The sequence below is a fragment of the Arthrobacter sp. SW1 genome (assembly GCF_001766675.1).
Lineage (GTDB): Bacteria > Actinomycetota > Actinomycetes > Actinomycetales > Micrococcaceae > Arthrobacter.
Window position 1 is genome coordinate 32718 of record NZ_MJLT01000012.1, and the last position, 15178, is coordinate 47895.

A 15178-nucleotide genomic window follows, 5' to 3' on the forward strand; every position below is an offset into this window, starting at 1 on the left:
GCGATAGGGAGGACTACCCATGCGCCGCCGGGCCGCACTCCCGGCGGGTGACGGCTTAAAGAACGACGCCGGGAATGGGGGTCTGCGGAGGCAGCGGACGTTGCGGGCGCTCAGTGCGGATCGCGTCTTCCACCAGCGCAACGGGCCGTTCCCAGGCACGCGAGCCCGGCTCCATCGTGTCCACCGAGCCGATCAGCATGGCGACCAGGCGGATCATGTCCTCGATGGTGATGTCCTTGCGCAGGGTGCCCTGCCCCTGGCCGCGGGCCAGCAGCACGGCCATGGAATCGACGATGCCGCCGGTGATGCCCATCAGCAGGTTGCGGCGTCCGGCAACCGCCCCGAGCAGGTTGGCGTCCTCGCTCGCAACCATCACGACGGCGTCGATCACCTTGATCAGTCCTTCTGCGGCATCCATGCCGGCCAGGGCTTCTTCGGCCACCGGGTCAGCATGAAGGCGCAGCTGACGGGAGAGGGCGGCGAGCACGAGTTGCTGTTTGTCTGCGAAGTTGCGGAACAGGGTGGCGGGTCCGACGCCGGCGGTGGAGGCGATGGTCTGCAGGGGTACATCAGGCCCCAATTCACGGAAGCATTGCCTCGCAGCCGTGATGATTTTGTCCACATTTCGCGCGGCATCGGCTCGAAGCGGCTTGCGTTCCGGGGGCAGACTCATGCTGTTCAGATTAGCAACGCGGTTCTTTCGGCCCGTGGTTACTCCGGAGTTGGCGTTTATATGACATGGCATGCCATGAAAGACTTGGCGTATGTTGCTCGCATTTTCCGTAGCCCCGTCCGGCCAGCCCGCCGAAGGAAATGCCGCCGCCGACGGTTCCGTGCATGACGCCGTCGCCGAGGCCGTGAAGATCGTCCGGGATTCCGGCTTGCCGAACCGCACCGACTCCATGTTCACCACCATCGAAGGTGAATGGGACGAGGTGTTCGATGTCGTCAAGCGCGCCACCGAGGCCGTGGGCAAGTACGGCAGCCGGGTCTCGTTGGTGATCAAAGCCGATATCCGGCCCGGTTATTCGGGCGAATTGACGGGCAAGGTGGAACGCCTTGAATCCGCAATTTCAAATGCTGACTAAGCAAAAACAAACCAAATGCCGCTTTTAGGCGGCGATACGTATTGAACGGCGATAACGGCCGGACATAGCAGCAAGCGCGGAGTGCCCTGGTCAGGGGCGCTCCGCGCTTGCTTGTGCTAGCCGCCGATGCCGGGGAGAGGTGGCAGCGGCGGCAAGGTTCCTCCACCACCAAGGAGGCTCATGATCAAGTTCAGGATTGTGGTGACGAGGTTAATAATGGCGTCCACGGTGTCTCCCATCCAGACATTTCTCTGCGTGCAACGAGAAAGACTCTAGCCAGCCCGGTGGTATGTGGCAATAGATTTAATGACGAATATCAACAAAACTTTTCAGAAGTTAGTGACAAAGCTAGTCATGCGCAGGCCCGACGTGGGGTCATGCGGTGGGTCAGTGCCGCTCGAAGAGCCCCGTGATCGTGGCCCTGCCCAGCGTGTGCCGGTCCAGCAGCGGCCCCAGGGCCGAGGCCGCTCCGCCGGCGAGCAACGGCTCCGCGGTGTCCAGCGCATGGACCGCAATAACGTAACGGTGGCGTCCGCTTCCCCGCGGAGGCGCGGCTCCCACATAGTCGGCCGAGCCGGCGTCGTTCATTAACTGCAGAGCACCTGCCGGCAGCAGGTCCCCTTCCGCATGGCCGGCGCCTTCCGGCAGGGACGTGATCCCGGCGGGGATGCCGACGACGGCCCAGTGCCAGTAGCCGGACCGGGCATCGGGGTCGAAAACGGTGACGGCGTAGCCTTGGGTGCCGGCCGGTGCGCCGCTCCATGCCAGATGCGGGGATTGGTCCCGGCCGCCGATCACGCCAAGGCGTGCGCTGGTCTGGGCGGCCGGCAAGGCGCCGCCGTCGGAGAAGGAGTGGCTCTCCACCGTGAAGCTTGGCAGGTTTTCCGGCGATTGGTAGGGCAGTGGCGCTCCCATATCTCCACTGTGCCACCGGATGCCGGGCGGTTCCAGAGCGTCGGCGCGTTCCGGAGCCTTCCCAGCCCGGGGACCGGATGCAAGACTGGGGCCCATGTTCGAGCACAAAGTCCAGCCCGCCTGGGCTGATGTCGAAGAGTACTTGTCCACCGCCGTCGTGCGTCCCGGTCCCGAACTGGAGCGTGCGCGCCGCTCAGCGGTCGACGCCGGACTGCCGGCGATCGAAGTGGCGCCCAACGCCGGGAAGCTGCTCAAGCTGCTGGTTCAGTTGAGCGGCGCGCGGCGTGTGCTGGAGATCGGCACGCTGGCCGGATTCAGCACCATCTGGATGGCGCAGGGACTGCCTGACGACGGGCAACTGGTTACCTGCGAATACCTGCCCAAGCACGCTGAAGTGGCCCGCGGAAACGTGGATGCCGCGGGAGTGGGGCACAAGGTGGATATCCGTGTAGGCGCGGCCTTGGATACCTTGCCGCTGCTGGCCGGCGGGGAGGCGTTCGATTTTGTTTTCATCGACGCGGACAAGCAGAACGATTCCAATTACCTCGATTGGGCCATCAGGCTGGGCAGGCCCGGCACGGTGATCGTGATGGACAACGTGATCTGGGAGGGCGCCATCCTGGACAACTCCATTGACGAGGTCAACGCCCCCGGCATCACCGCCGCCCTGGAAATGATGGGCCAGGATCCCCGGCTCGACGCCACGGCCATCCAGACCGTCGGCACCAAGGGATGGGACGGCTTCGCCATCGCCCGGGTGGTGTGAGCGTGGAATTCACGGTGCGCCCCGCCGTGCCCGCGGATGCCGAGGCCATCGCCGCCATGCACCTCCGGGCCTGGCGGGAAAGCTACGGGCACCTGCTGTCGGAGAGGTTCTTCGAGGACCGCAAAGCCCGCTTGCCCGAACTTACGGCCACTTGCTGCCCGCGGAGTTCTTTGACTCCCGGGAGGCCGCGATGGAGGAACGGGTTGAGCAGCATCGGGAAGCCCTGGCCGGTTCGTACCGCCCCACGCTGGCGTTCGACGATGCCGGCGTGCTGGTGGGTATGGCCTTGGCGGCGGCCTCGAACGACGACGATGCTCCCTGCGGCTTGGAACTCCAGTTGATCTACGCACTCCGGCGCGTGCATGGCACCGGGGTAGGGCAGGCGCTGCTGGATGCCGTGATCGGCAAGGAGGCCGCGTATCTCTGGGTCCTTGAGGACAATCCGCGCGCCCAGGCTTTCTACCGGCGCAACGGTTTCGTGCCGGACGGGAAGCGGGAGATCCTCCCGGAGGAGTGGGAAAGGTTGCCGGAGATCCGGATGGTGCGGGCCGCCGTCGGGCAATAGCAGGCCGGGCAATCACGACGGCGGCTGGCCGCTGTTAAGGTGGGAGCATGATTCAGGCAGGACTCCGCTGATGGCCAAACGCGGACGCGTGGCGCGGCAGGGAAGCAGCGCCATTGAACCGCCCGCGGGCGGACGCTCGAAGGGGCCGGTGGAGGGCGTCTACTACATCGATACGGGCGACTGCGAACTGGTGGCCGATCCGGACAACTCCAACGGCTGGCTGCTGAAGATCAACGGGGTCATGAGCTCGCACATCGATCTCGCGGACCCCCTGTTCCTGGACTTCGAGTACATGCGCTGGATTGCGGCCCTTGTGGAGTCCGTGTGGCCGCCCGAAGACAAGCCGAAACTGCGCGCGCTGCACCTTGGCGGCGGAGCGTGTTCCGTGGCGCGGTACGTCCACGCGGCCTACCCCGAGGCCCGGCAGGTGGTGGTGGAGCTGGACGGAAAGCTGGCCGACTACGTCCGCGCCTGGTTCGATCTTCCCAAGGCGCCGCTGCTCAGGATCCGCGTGGGTGAGGCCCGCGAGGTCACCGAAACGCTCACTGCGGAGAGCCGGGACCTGATCATTCGCGACGTTTTCGCCGGGGCCTTCACCCCGCGCCCCCTGACCACGCGGGAATTCAACGCCCATGCCCGGCGGGTCCTCGCGCCCGGCGGCCTCTACGTGGTGAACTCCGGCGACAGCCCGGACCTCCGCAGCGCGCGGCAGGACGCCGCCACCATCGCGGACACTTTCGCCCACACCTTGATCATCGCCGACCCCGCCATGCTCAAGGGCCGCCGCTACGGGAACATGATCATGGCCGGCAGTGACAAGCCCTTCGGCGACGATCCGAAGCTGGCCCGCAGGCTCCTGGGCGGGGCGGTGCCGGCGCATATCTGGGACGACGCACAGGTCCGCGCGTTCGCCCGGGGCGCGGAAATCCGGCACGATCCCGTAGCGACTGCCTGACGACGGCGCTCGAATAGAGCGCCCGCGGACGCCGGCTGGCCGGAACCAGCCGGCTAGCTCCGCCCCAGCAGCGCGTCGTGCCGCGCCGTCATCTCTTCCTGCAGTGCACGCACGACGGCGGCCACCGCGGGGCGGCGCATGGATTCGGTCCGCAGCACCAGCCAGTAGGGGAGCAGCTCGGCGAAGTCGGCGGGCAGCAACCGGACGAGGTCGTCATGCCGGTCCGCCATGAAGCAGGGCAGGAAGCCGATGCCCGCCCCGGCGCGGGTCGCCTCCACGTGTACGAAGACGTTCGTGGACATGACGCCGTCCCGCATGCCGGGGACCAGCCGCCGTGGAGCATCGAGGTCATCCACCTGCAGCATCGAATCCACAAAGTAGACCAGCGGGTGCCGGACCAACTCCTCCGCCGTGCGCGGGATGCCGTGTGCGGCCAGGTACTCCCGCGAGGCGTACATGCCGAGCATGTATTGGCCCAGGCGGAGCGACTCCGCCCGGTGCACCTGGGGCTCGCCCACCACCACTTCGAGGTCCAAGCCGGAACGCTGCTGCAGTGCGCGGCGGGTGACGGTGATGATTTCCACGCTGAGCCCGGGATGCTGCGTCCGCAGCCGGGCAATGGCCGGGGCCGCGATGTACGCGCTGAAGCCGTCCGTCGCGGTCATGCGTACGACGCCGGCAATGGGGTCGGGTGCGCGGTTTCCGGCGTCCAGCGTGCCCACCGCCGCTTCGATCCGTTCGGCCACGGCAACCGCTTCGGTCCCCAGCTCGGTAAGTTCCCAGCCGCCGGCCGCCCGGGCGAGCGTCCTGCCGCCCAAGGCCTTTTCGAGCGCTGCGATCCTGCGCGACACGGTGGTGTGGTTCAGTCCAAGGTCCTGAGCGGCGGAGGTGAACTTGCCGGAGCGGGAGACTGCCAGGAGGATCAGGAGGTCGTCCGGATTCGGGTTCATATCTGCAATTCTGCACACGCTGAGTGCCGAATTGGCCATTGAGCTGTACTGAATCTGCAGGAAGACTCAACGAGTCATTCGTGTTGCGGATCACAGCAGTCGTGGATCGCGGCACGTGTCAACGAAGACACAAAGGAGCTGGACATGGCCGCAGAACGGCCCTCCCTCGCAGATGCAGGAGCACGTACCGGCAGCGCCGGACCGGCAAAGGGTGCGGGGCTCAAGAAGATCGTCGCTGCCTCCATGGTGGGCACCGTGGTCGAATGGTACGAATTCTTCCTCTACGCCACGGCCGCCACCCTGGTTTTCGGCAAGTATTTCTTCCCGGGCACCGGCAACGAGCTGGACGGCGTCATCCAGGCTTTCCTGACCTACGCGGTGGGCTTCGTAGCCCGGCCCCTTGGCGGGATCGTCTTCGGGCAGATCGGCGACAGGCTTGGCCGGAAGCCCACCCTGCAGCTCACCATCGTGCTGGTTGGTGTTTCCACGTTCCTGATGGGCTGCCTTCCCGGCTTCGCGGAGTTGGGCTACCTGGCGCCGGCCCTTCTCGTGGCGCTGCGCTTCATCCAAGGGTTTGCGCTCGGCGGCGAATGGGGCGGCGCGGTGCTGCTCGTGGCAGAACACAGCCCCAATGAATCCCGTGCCTTCTGGTCCAGCTGGCCGCAGGCCGCCGTTCCGGTAGGCAACCTGCTGGCCACCCTCGTGTTGTTCGTGATGTCCAAGGTGCTCAGCAGTGCCGACTTCCTCGCCTGGGGCTGGCGCGTGGCGTTCTGGCTTTCCGCGGTGATCGTCTTCGTGGGCTACTACATCCGCACCCATGTCACCGAGGCGCCCATCTTCCTGGAAGCGAAAGCGCAGGTGGAAAAGGAGCAAGCCGTCAGCTACGGCGTCGGCGAGGTCATCCGCAAGTACCCCAAAGGGATCCTGCAGGCCATGGGGCTGCGCTTCGCGGAAAACATCATGTACTACCTCGTGGTGAGTTTCTCCATCGTCTACCTCAAGAGCGTCCACAAATACGACACCTCGTCCCTGCTCCTCGCCCTGTTGATCGCGCATGTAGTGCACTTCCTGGTGATTCCGCAGGTGGGCAGGCTCGCGGATTCCTGGGGCCGCAAGCCCGTGTATCTTGCGGGCGCGGTTGCCGGGGCCTCCTGGCCGTTCTTCGCCTTCCCGATGTTCGACACCCGGAACCCCGTGGTGATCGTCCTGGCGGTGACGATCGGCCTGTGCCTGCACGCCTTCATGTACGCATCCCAGCCGGCCATCATGTCCGAGCTCTTCCCCACCCGCATGCGGTACTCCGGGGTGTCGCTCGGTTCGCAGGTCACCTCGATCTTCGCGGGTTCCCTTGCCCCGCTCCTGGCGACGCAGTGGCTCAAGGACACCGGCTCCTGGGTGCCCACCGCGGTCTACCTGCTCCTCGCCTGCGCGGTGACCGCCGTCGTCGTCCTCACCCTGCGCGAGACGCGCGGCGCCGCCCTGGAAGATATCGACGACGCCGACGCCCGCCGCCACGGACTGCCCGCCGGCAAGGGAGCGGGGAAGTGAGCGCAGCGCACCAGGGCGGAACGCTTGCGGGGCGCAAGGCGGTGGTCACCGGCGGGGCCAGCGGCATCGGCGCCGCCTGCGCCCGCACCTTCGCTGCCCGCGGAGCCAAGGTGGTAGTGGCCGACGTCGATGCCGCCGGGGCCGAAGCGCTCGCCGACGAACTCGGCGGCACCGCGTGGGCCGTCGACCTCCTGGACACGGGAGCCCTGGCCGGCCTCAGCCTCGACTGCGACATCCTGGTGAACAACGCCGGAATCCAGAAAGTGGCGCCCGTCGAGGAGTTCGACCCCGCGGATTTCCGGCGCATCCTTGCGCTCATGCTCGAAGCGCCGTTCCTGCTTATCCGGGCCGCCCTGCCGCATATGTACGCGCAAGGGTTCGGCCGCATCATCAACGTTTCTTCGGTGCACGGGCTCCGTGCCTCGTCTTTCAAGAGCGCCTACGTCTCGGCCAAGCACGGGCTGGAGGGGCTCAGCAAGGTGACGGCACTGGAAGGCGGGCCGCACGGAGTGACCTCCAACTGCATCAACCCCGGGTATGTGCGCACTCCGCTGGTGGAAAAACAGCTGGCGGACCAGGCCGTGCTGCACGGGATCCCCGAGTCCGAAGTCCTGGCCAAGGTGATGCTCACCGAATCCGCCGTGAAGCGTTTGGTGGAACCGTCGGAGGTCGCATCGCTGGCCGCCTGGCTGGCTTCCGACGACGCCGGCATGGTCACCGGCGCCAGCTACACCATGGACGGCGGCTGGTCCGCCCGGTGAACTGGTCCGCCCGGTGAGCTACTGAACTCGGCAGGCGCGATTAAACGCCGGTGGCGCCCGGGTCGGGGACCGGGCGCCACCAGTTGTTGCGGAGGGATGTGGTTAGGAGAGCGGGGCGCTTTCCTTCGCCGTTTTGCCCTTGACCACGGGGATCGAGGACGTTTCGTCGACCAGCTCGGCCCGGACGCGGCCGCCGTCGCGGACCCAGAGCCGGTAGGCAACCACCAGCAGGGCGAGCCACGCGGCGCCGACGTAGAGGGCTACGCGGGTGTCCTCGAAGACGCCCAGGATGACGATCACCATGCCCATGAACGCAATGGCGAGCACGGACGCGGCCGGCCACAACGGCGACGGGAACTCCGAGGCCGGCAGTCCCTTGCGTGCGATCTCGCGCTTCATGGCCACGTGCGAGGCCAGGATCATGACCCACACCCACACAGTGGCGAAGGTGGCGATCGAGGCGATGATGACAAACACGTCTTCCGGGATCACGGCGTTCAGGATGACGCCGACCAGCAGGATCGCGCCCATCAGCACCACGGTCATCCACGGGACGCCGTGGCGGGACAGCTTGCCGAAGCTCGCCGGAGCGTGGCCCTGCTGGGACAGGCCGTAGAGGATACGGCCGGCGCCGAAGATGTCCGAGTTGATGGCGGAGAGTGCTGCGGTGATCACCACGGCGTTGAGGATGTGCGGTGCTGCGGGGATGCCCAAGCCGTCGAAGATCTGCACGAAGGGGCTGCCGTTGGTGCCGATTTCGTTCCAGGGGAACAGGCTCATGAGCACGCCAAGGGTCAGCACGTAGAACAGCAGGACGCGCACGGGAACGGTGTTGACGGCCTGCGGGATGACCTTCTTGGGGTTGGCGGCTTCGCCTGCCGTGATGCCGATCATCTCGATGCCGCCGAAGGCGAACATCACGACGGCGAACGCGGCCAGGAGCCCGCCGAAACCGTTGGGGAACATTCCGCCGTGTTCGACCAGGTTTCCGAGGCCGGGTGCCACGGTGCTGCCGCCGGCCTGGAAGCCGAAGGCGATGATCGCGGCACCGCCGGCGATCATGGCGATGATGGCGGCGACCTTGATGAGCGAGAACCAGAACTCCAGTTCACCGAAAACCTTGACGCTGAGCAGGTTGAGTGCGCCGAGGAACAGGATGATGGACAGTACCCAGATCCAGCGGTCCACCTGCGGGAACCAGAAGCCCATGTAGATGCTGAACGCGGTGACATCAGCGATGGCCACGATGGCCATTTCGAAGACGTAGGTCCAGCCGGTCACGAAGCCGGCCAGCGGGCCGAGGTAGCGGCTGGCGTACTGTCCGAACGAACCGGACACGGGGTGGCGGACGGCCATTTCGCCCAGCGCGCGCATCACCATGAAGACGGCGGCGCCGCCGATCATGTACGCGAAGAGGACGGCGGGGCCGGCCTTCTGGATGGCCGAGGCCGAGCCGTAGAACAGGCCGGTGCCGATCGCGGAACCGAGTGCCATGAAGCGGATGTGCCGGACGCTGAGGCCGCGGTTCAGTGCGGTTGCCACACTGCCGGCTTTCGCACCGGCGGTGGCCGCTCCGGCGGCGCTGGGTGCTTGTTGCATACGAATACCTTCTCGTCATTGGGAGGGGGATCGCTAACCAGCAGACCATTTTCCTGGGCCTTGTGATTGGCCTCACGAGGCTTTGGTGTCTTACATCTCAGACGAACGCCGCCGCGTGTGGCCTGCGTCACGGCGGAGATGGCGCGCCGCGCCGCCGCGCGCCTCAAATTTGTCTGGGATCCCGGACAATTGAAGGCTGTATGGGGCTGGCCGTCAGTCCGTCCGCACCGCAAGCTTAAGTACGGGATCCCGGACACCTAGACCACTTGATGAGGAACCATGACTGCACAGCCGCTGGCGCCTGGCAAAGCCACTTCCAAAGTCCCGGCCGCCGAAAACACCTTGCGCATCCTCAAGCTGCTGGCTTCCCGCCGCGGCCCCATGGCGGCGTCGAACATTGCCACCTCCCTGGGCCTGCCGCGCTCCAGCGTCTACCACCTGCTGGGGGTCATGGAGGCCAACGGCTTCGTGCTCCACCTGCATGAGGAGCAGCGTTATGGCCTGGGCATCAGTGCCTTCGAGCTCAGCTCGGCGTACTCCCGGCAGGAGCCGCTCTCCCGGCTGGGCCGCCCGATGCTTGCCTCCCTCGTGGATGCGATCGGCGAGAGCGCCCACTTGGCGGTGCTGCACGGCCGCGACGTGCTTTACATCGTGGAGGAGCGGGCCAAGAACCGTCCGTCCCTGGTGACCGACGTCGGGGTCCGCTTGCCCAGCCACCTCACCGCCAGCGGCCGCGCCATCCTGGCCGCCCTGCCCAAGTCGCAGGTTCGGGCGCTGTACCCGAACGCGGCCGCCTTCACGGCGCGGCACGAGACCGAATCGCCCATCATGAAGTACTCGGCGCTGTCTTCGCACCTGGACCAGGTGCGCCAGCGCGGCTATGCCACCGAACACGGCGAAGTGACGCCGGGCTTCGGCTCGATTGCCGCCGCCGTTACGGACCACCTGGGATGGCCGACGGCGGCAGTCGCCGTGACCTTCCTCGAGGACAAGGTGCCGGCAGAGGAGTGGCCGGCACTCGCAGCCCGCATCCAGAAGGCCGCGGGCGAACTCTCGAACCGCATCTACGGCCGTCCGGCCCAGTAGACAACTCCGCCCCAGATGGCGCGCCTGCATGCGTTGCGGGGCCCGCTCTACGTGGAATGAATCCCGGAAAGCACGTAGAGCAGGCCCCGCAACGAACGGTCCTTCCCGGCGCCGCCCGGAACCACTCCGCGCCAGTCTGGAATCCCGGACACCACCCCTAGAAAAGCCATTCCGCGCCCGTTCCGGACAGGCTCTACTGGATACAGAAGATCTTTCCTCCGCAACCACCCCTCCAGAGACGAAGGAGCCACCATGGCACCCGCCGATTTCACCACCGGAGCCCGCCCGGTCAAAGCTGCCCGCGGCACCGAACTCACCGCGAAGAGCTGGCAGACGGAAGCCCCGCTGCGCATGCTCATGAACAACCTGGACCCCGAGGTCGCCGAACGTCCGGACGACCTGGTGGTTTACGGCGGCACCGGCCGCGCCGCCCGCAGCTGGGCCGCGTTCGACGCCATCACCCGCACCCTGGAAACCATGGAGAAGGACGAAACCCTCCTGGTCCAGTCCGGCAAGCCGGTGGGTGTCTTCCGCACCAACGAATGGGCACCGCGCGTGCTGCTGGCAAACTCCAACCTCGTGGGCGACTGGGCAACGTGGCCCGAATTCCGCCGCCTCGAGGCTGAAGGGCTCATGATGTACGGCCAGATGACCGCCGGTTCCTGGATCTACATCGGCACCCAGGGCATCCTGCAGGGCACCTACGAAACCTTCGCCGCCGTCGGCAACAAGCTCGCCGCCGAAGGCCGCCACCCGGCTCCCGCCGCGGAAGGTTCCACCGAAGGCCCGCTGGCCGGCACCCTGACCCTTACCGGCGGTTGCGGCGGCATGGGCGGCGCCCAGCCGCTCGCCGTCACGCTGAACGACGGCGCCTGCCTGATTGTCGACGTCGACGAGTCCCGCCTGCGCCGCCGCGCCGGCAAGCGTTACCTGGACGAGGTCGAAACCGACCTGGACACCGCCATCGCCAAGGTCCTCAAGGCCAAGGAAGAGCGCCGCGGTTGGTCCGTGGGCTACGTCGGCAACGCTGCCGAGGTCTTCCCCGAGCTGCTCCGCCGCCACAAGGCCGGCGAGCTGACCATCGACGTCGTCACCGACCAGACCTCCGCCCACGACCCCCTGTCCTACCTCCCCGAGGGCATCACCGTCGAGGAATGGCACGCTGAAGCCGAAGCTGATCCGGAAGGCTTCACCAAGAAGGCCCAGGCTTCCATGGCCCGCCACGTACAGGCCATGGTCGAGTTCCAGGACGCCGGTGCCGAGGTCTTCGACTACGGCAACTCCATCCGCGACGAAGCACGCAAGGGCGGCTACGACCGCGCCTTCGAATTCCCCGGCTTCGTTCCGGCCTACATCCGCCCGCTGTTCTGCGAGGGCCTTGGCCCGTTCCGCTGGGTGGCACTGTCCGGCGATCCGGAAGACATCCGCGTCACCGACGAGGCCATCAAGGAGCTGTTCCCGGAGAACAAGCACCTGCACAAGTGGATCGACGCCGCCCAGGAGCGCGTGGAGTACGAAGGCCTCCCGGCCCGTATCTGCTGGCTCGGCTACGGCGAACGCCACAAGGCCGGCCTGCTCTTCAACAAGCTTGTCGCCGAGGGCAAGGTCAAGGCCCCGATCGTCATCGGCCGTGACCACCTCGACTCCGGTTCCGTCGCCTCCCCGTACCGCGAAACCGAAGCCATGAAGGACGGCTCGGATGCCATCGCCGACTGGCCGCTGCTGAACGCCCTGACCGCCGCTTCCTCCGGCGCCACCTGGGTCTCCATCCACCACGGCGGCGGCGTCGGCATCGGCCGCTCCATCCACACCGGCCAGGTCTCCGTGGCCGACGGCACCGAGCTCGCAGCCCAGAAGCTCGAGCGCCTCCTGACCAACGACCCCGGCATGGGCGTCATCCGCCACGTCGACGCCGGCTACGAGCGCGCCGAAGAGGTTGCCGCCGAGCGCGGTGTCCGCATCCCCATGAACGAGGCCCGCTAGCCGACCCCTCGGTGGTCGAGCTTGTCGAGACCTGGATCCCGACAAGCTCGACCACCAGCGCTGGTTTCGACAGGCTCAACCACCGAAGGAACACCCAATGACCATCACCACCAACGAAGCGCTGACCGTCACCCTCGGTTCCAGCGACGTCACCGCGGAAGACGTCCTCAACGTCGCCCGCCACGACGCACAGATCACCATCGCCCAGGAAGCCCTGGACACCGTCGCCAAGGTCCGTGCCCACATCGACGAGCTCGCTGTCAGCGACACTCCCGCCTACGGCATCTCCACCGGCTTCGGCGCCCTGGCCAACCGCCACATCCCCAACGACCTCCGCACCCAGCTGCAGAAGTCGCTGATCCGCAGCCACGCTGCGGGCATGGGCCCGGCCGTGGAACGCGAAGTTGTCCGCGCCATCATGTTCCTGCGCGCCAAGACCATGGCGTCCGGCCGCACCGGCGTCCGCCGCGAGGTCCTCGAGACCTTCGTCAAGGTGCTCAACGCCGGCATCACCCCGCTGGTCCGCGAGTTCGGCTCCCTCGGCTGCTCCGGCGACCTCGCCCCGCTGTCCCACTGCGCCCTGGTGGTCATGGGTGAAGGCGAAGCGTTCGGTCCCGACGGCGAGCTCTACGGCGTCGAAGGCCGCCCCTCGGTCGCCGAACTCCTCGCCCAGCACGGCATCGAGCCGGTCACGCTGGCCGAGAAGGAAGGCCTGGCGCTGGTCAACGGCACCGAGGGCATGCTCGGCATGCTGCTCATGGCGATCGCAGACCTCCGCAACCTGATGACGACGGCGGACATCACCGCCGCTTTGAGCGTCGAGGCGCTGCTCGGCACGGACCAGGTGTTCCTGCCCGAGCTCCACGCCGCCCTGCGTCCGCACCCGGGCCAGGCCGCCAGCGCGGACAACATGCTCAAGGTGCTGTCCAACTCGCCGATCGTTGCCTCCCACCGTGTGGGCGACTCCCGCGTCCAGGACGCCTACTCGCTGCGCTGCGCCCCGCAGGTTGCCGGTGCGGTCCGCGACACCGTGACCCACGCCGAGCTCGTGGCCACCCGCGAACTGGCTGCCGCGATCGACAACCCGGTGGTCCTCCCGGACGGCCGCGTGTCCTCCAACGGCAACTTCCACGGCGCTCCCGTGGCTTACGTGCTGGACTTCCTCTCGATCGCCGTGGCGGACCTGTCCTCCATCGCCGAGCGCCGCACGGACCGCATGCTGGATCCGGCCCGCTCGCACGGCCTGCCGGCCTTCCTGGCCGACGATCCGGGTGTCGACTCCGGCCTCATGATCGCCCAGTACACCCAGGCCGGCCTGGTCTCCGACAACAAGCGCCTGGCCGTCCCGGCATCGGTGGACTCCATCCCGAGCTCCGCCATGCAGGAAGACCACGTTTCCATGGGCTGGCACGCTGCCCGCAAGCTGCGCAAGGCCGTGGAGAACCTCCGCCGCGTCCTGGCCATCGAACTGGTCACCAGCTGCCGCGCGCTCGACATCCGCACCAAGCTGTCCGACGGCGAACTGACCCCCGGCCCCGCCGGCGCGGCAGTGCTCGAGGTGCTGCGCGGCGTCGTCGCCGGTCCGGGAACGGACCGCTTCCTCTCGCCCGAGCTGGAAGCCGCCGACCGCCTGGTGGGCTCCGGCGCGGTGCGCGAAGCCGCCGAATCGGCCGTCGGTATCCTCGCCTGATCCCGAAGAAAATACGGCGCAGGTAAACATTGGATGGCGCCCCGGAAATGTTCGGCATAGCCGGGCCCGGGGCGCCTTCCGTGTAGTAGAACTTATGAGGTACGGCACGTCCGCGCCGATGATGTCGCGGACTTGTCGGGACAGCTCCACAACAGAAAACAACGAACATCCACAAAGGGGTAGAAGTTCAATGAAGTCACGCGGATCCGTCCTGTCCAGGCGAATCGCACATGCCGCCACCGTTGCCGACTGGGCAAGCCTGGAAGCGGGGGAGCGGATCGAGGTCGTCAAGCACGCCCAGGTGATCGCAGCAGGGGAGGTCCAGGAGGTTTCCGTCAGCGGAAACGTCGTGTGGCTTGAGCCTGCGGGTCCCGGTGCCGATGCGGCCGCCAAGCAGCTTTTCATGAAGTCCGACGGCGTGGTGCTGCGCCGGGCGTAACCCGCCCTCCGGATTTCCACTCAGCCGGGGCCTGCCCGCTGTTCCCGCACCTTGTGTGCCGGGGAAGCGGGCAGGCCCCGGTTCTTTTTGGGCACCGAATTATTGTCAGGATGATATTTAGTAGCTAGCATCCTTCTTATCAATCCGACAATAATTGGGGAACGTCATGAATGAACTGCTTGCGTGGATGAACTCTGCCGCCTTCGTCCTCTTCGGAGCGCCGGTCAGCTGGATCGAGGTCATCGGTTTCGTCACCGGTGCCGCCTGCGTCTACGGAGTCGCCCGGCAGAAGCTGTGGAACTGGCCGGTCGGCATCATCAACAACATCGCCTTCATCATCCTGTTCCTGGGTGCAGGCCTCTACGCCGAATCCGTGCTCCAGGTGATCTTCGCGGCAATTGCCGTGTACGGCTGGTTCAACTGGATCCGCGGCAACGCCCGCACCGAAAGCAGGAACGACCTCCCCATCCGGGATGCGACCCGCAAAGAGATCTACGCCGGCGCCGCGGCTGCCGCCGTCGGGACCGCCATCGTGGCCATGCTCCTGACCCACGGAACGGACTCCCAGGTGCCGTGGCCCGACGCCTTCGTTTTGACGGCGTCCCTCGTGGCCACCTACGGGCAGGCAAAGAAGATCTTCCAGCACTGGCACGTCTGGATCCTGATCGACCTGGTCTCCATCCCGCTCTATTTCAGCCGCGGCCTGGCCCTGACTGCCATCCTCTACATCGGTTTCCTGGCGCTGTGCGTGTACGGCCTGCTCGACTGGCGGCGTGCACGGAAGGCGGCGTCGGTGGAACCCGCTCCCGAGCTGGCCGCGGAAGGTGCCTGAG

General features: G+C 66.7%; 15 protein-coding genes. 11 read left to right on the plus strand and 4 right to left on the minus strand.

Annotated elements, in window-relative coordinates:
- Window positions 1–55: 55 nt before the first annotated feature.
- Window positions 56–673, minus strand: coding sequence for a TetR/AcrR family transcriptional regulator (locus BIU82_RS07490; RefSeq protein WP_070348849.1), 618 nt, complete (start codon window positions 671–673; stop codon window positions 56–58).
- A gap of 91 nt (window positions 674–764) precedes the next feature.
- On the opposite strand from BIU82_RS07490, the gene BIU82_RS07495 reads away from it, so the two are divergent.
- Window positions 765–1088: a thiamine-binding protein gene (locus BIU82_RS07495; protein ID WP_070348850.1), complete on the plus strand. Its 324-nt coding sequence runs from the start codon at window positions 765–767 to the stop codon at window positions 1086–1088.
- Window positions 1089–1475: 387 nt separating this feature from the next.
- Here the strand turns inward: BIU82_RS07495 and BIU82_RS07500 are convergent, their stop codons facing one another.
- A complete protein-coding gene (locus BIU82_RS07500) occupies window positions 1476–2003 on the minus strand; it encodes a YbhB/YbcL family Raf kinase inhibitor-like protein (protein WP_070348851.1) in 528 nt (175 codons plus the stop codon).
- Between the two features lie 94 nt (window positions 2004–2097).
- Here BIU82_RS07500 and BIU82_RS07505 point away from each other — a divergent pair, with 94 nt between their 5' ends.
- The 3 genes from BIU82_RS07505 to BIU82_RS07515 all read left to right on the plus strand — a co-directional run bounded on the left by BIU82_RS07505 (window position 2098) and on the right by BIU82_RS07515 (window position 4289).
- The gene (locus tag BIU82_RS07505) at window positions 2098–2769 is read left to right on the plus strand and encodes an O-methyltransferase (protein ID WP_070348852.1); all 672 of its coding nucleotides are present in this window, start codon (window positions 2098–2100) and stop codon (window positions 2767–2769) included.
- A gap of 190 nt (window positions 2770–2959) precedes the next feature.
- A complete protein-coding gene (locus BIU82_RS07510; RefSeq protein WP_253182714.1) occupies window positions 2960–3334 on the plus strand; it encodes a GNAT family N-acetyltransferase in 375 nt (124 codons plus the stop codon).
- A 70-nt stretch (window positions 3335–3404) separates the two neighbouring features.
- The gene (locus BIU82_RS07515; protein ID WP_070348854.1) at window positions 3405–4289 is read left to right on the plus strand and encodes a fused MFS/spermidine synthase; all 885 of its coding nucleotides are present in this window, start codon (window positions 3405–3407) and stop codon (window positions 4287–4289) included.
- Between the two features lie 53 nt (window positions 4290–4342).
- Here the strand turns inward: BIU82_RS07515 and BIU82_RS07520 are convergent, their stop codons facing one another.
- Entirely contained in the window at window positions 4343–5239 is an 897-nt protein-coding gene (locus BIU82_RS07520) for a LysR family transcriptional regulator (protein WP_070348855.1), read from the minus strand.
- Window positions 5240–5383: 144 nt separating this feature from the next.
- Here BIU82_RS07520 and BIU82_RS07525 point away from each other — a divergent pair, with 144 nt between their 5' ends.
- Both BIU82_RS07525 and BIU82_RS07530 read left to right on the plus strand, forming a co-directional pair.
- On the plus strand, window positions 5384–6787 hold the full coding sequence (locus BIU82_RS07525; RefSeq protein WP_070348856.1) for an MFS transporter: 1404 nt from the start codon (window positions 5384–5386) through the stop codon (window positions 6785–6787).
- The gene (locus BIU82_RS07530; protein ID WP_070348857.1) at window positions 6784–7548 is read left to right on the plus strand and encodes a 3-hydroxybutyrate dehydrogenase; all 765 of its coding nucleotides are present in this window, start codon (window positions 6784–6786) and stop codon (window positions 7546–7548) included. Before BIU82_RS07525 ends, BIU82_RS07530 begins: the two co-directional genes overlap by 4 nt.
- A 102-nt stretch (window positions 7549–7650) precedes the next feature.
- Here the strand turns inward: BIU82_RS07530 and BIU82_RS07535 are convergent, their stop codons facing one another.
- On the minus strand, window positions 7651–9147 hold the full coding sequence (locus tag BIU82_RS07535) for an amino acid permease (RefSeq protein WP_070348858.1): 1497 nt from the start codon (window positions 9145–9147) through the stop codon (window positions 7651–7653).
- Between the two features lie 279 nt (window positions 9148–9426).
- Between BIU82_RS07535 and BIU82_RS07540 the strand changes: the two genes are divergently transcribed.
- The 5 genes from BIU82_RS07540 to pnuC all read left to right on the plus strand — a co-directional run bounded on the left by BIU82_RS07540 (window position 9427) and on the right by pnuC (window position 15177).
- Window positions 9427–10233 (plus strand): IclR family transcriptional regulator, encoded by an 807-nt coding sequence (locus BIU82_RS07540; protein WP_070348859.1) that lies wholly within the window; start codon window positions 9427–9429, stop codon window positions 10231–10233.
- Window positions 10234–10485: 252 nt separating this feature from the next.
- Window positions 10486–12216 (plus strand): urocanate hydratase, encoded by a 1731-nt coding sequence (locus BIU82_RS07545; protein ID WP_070348860.1) that lies wholly within the window; start codon window positions 10486–10488, stop codon window positions 12214–12216.
- Window positions 12217–12313: 97 nt separating this feature from the next.
- Window positions 12314–13906 carry a histidine ammonia-lyase gene (gene hutH, locus BIU82_RS07550; protein ID WP_070348861.1) on the plus strand — a complete coding sequence of 531 codons (1593 nt, stop codon included), beginning with the start codon at window positions 12314–12316 and terminating at the stop codon, window positions 13904–13906.
- A gap of 190 nt (window positions 13907–14096) precedes the next feature.
- Window positions 14097–14345 carry a hypothetical protein gene (locus BIU82_RS07555; protein WP_070348862.1) on the plus strand — a complete coding sequence of 83 codons (249 nt, stop codon included), beginning with the start codon at window positions 14097–14099 and terminating at the stop codon, window positions 14343–14345.
- Window positions 14346–14511: 166 nt separating this feature from the next.
- Window positions 14512–15177, plus strand: a complete 666-nt coding sequence (gene pnuC, locus BIU82_RS07560; protein ID WP_070348863.1) for a nicotinamide riboside transporter PnuC — start codon at window positions 14512–14514, stop codon at window positions 15175–15177.
- Window position 15178 lies beyond the last annotated feature (1 nt).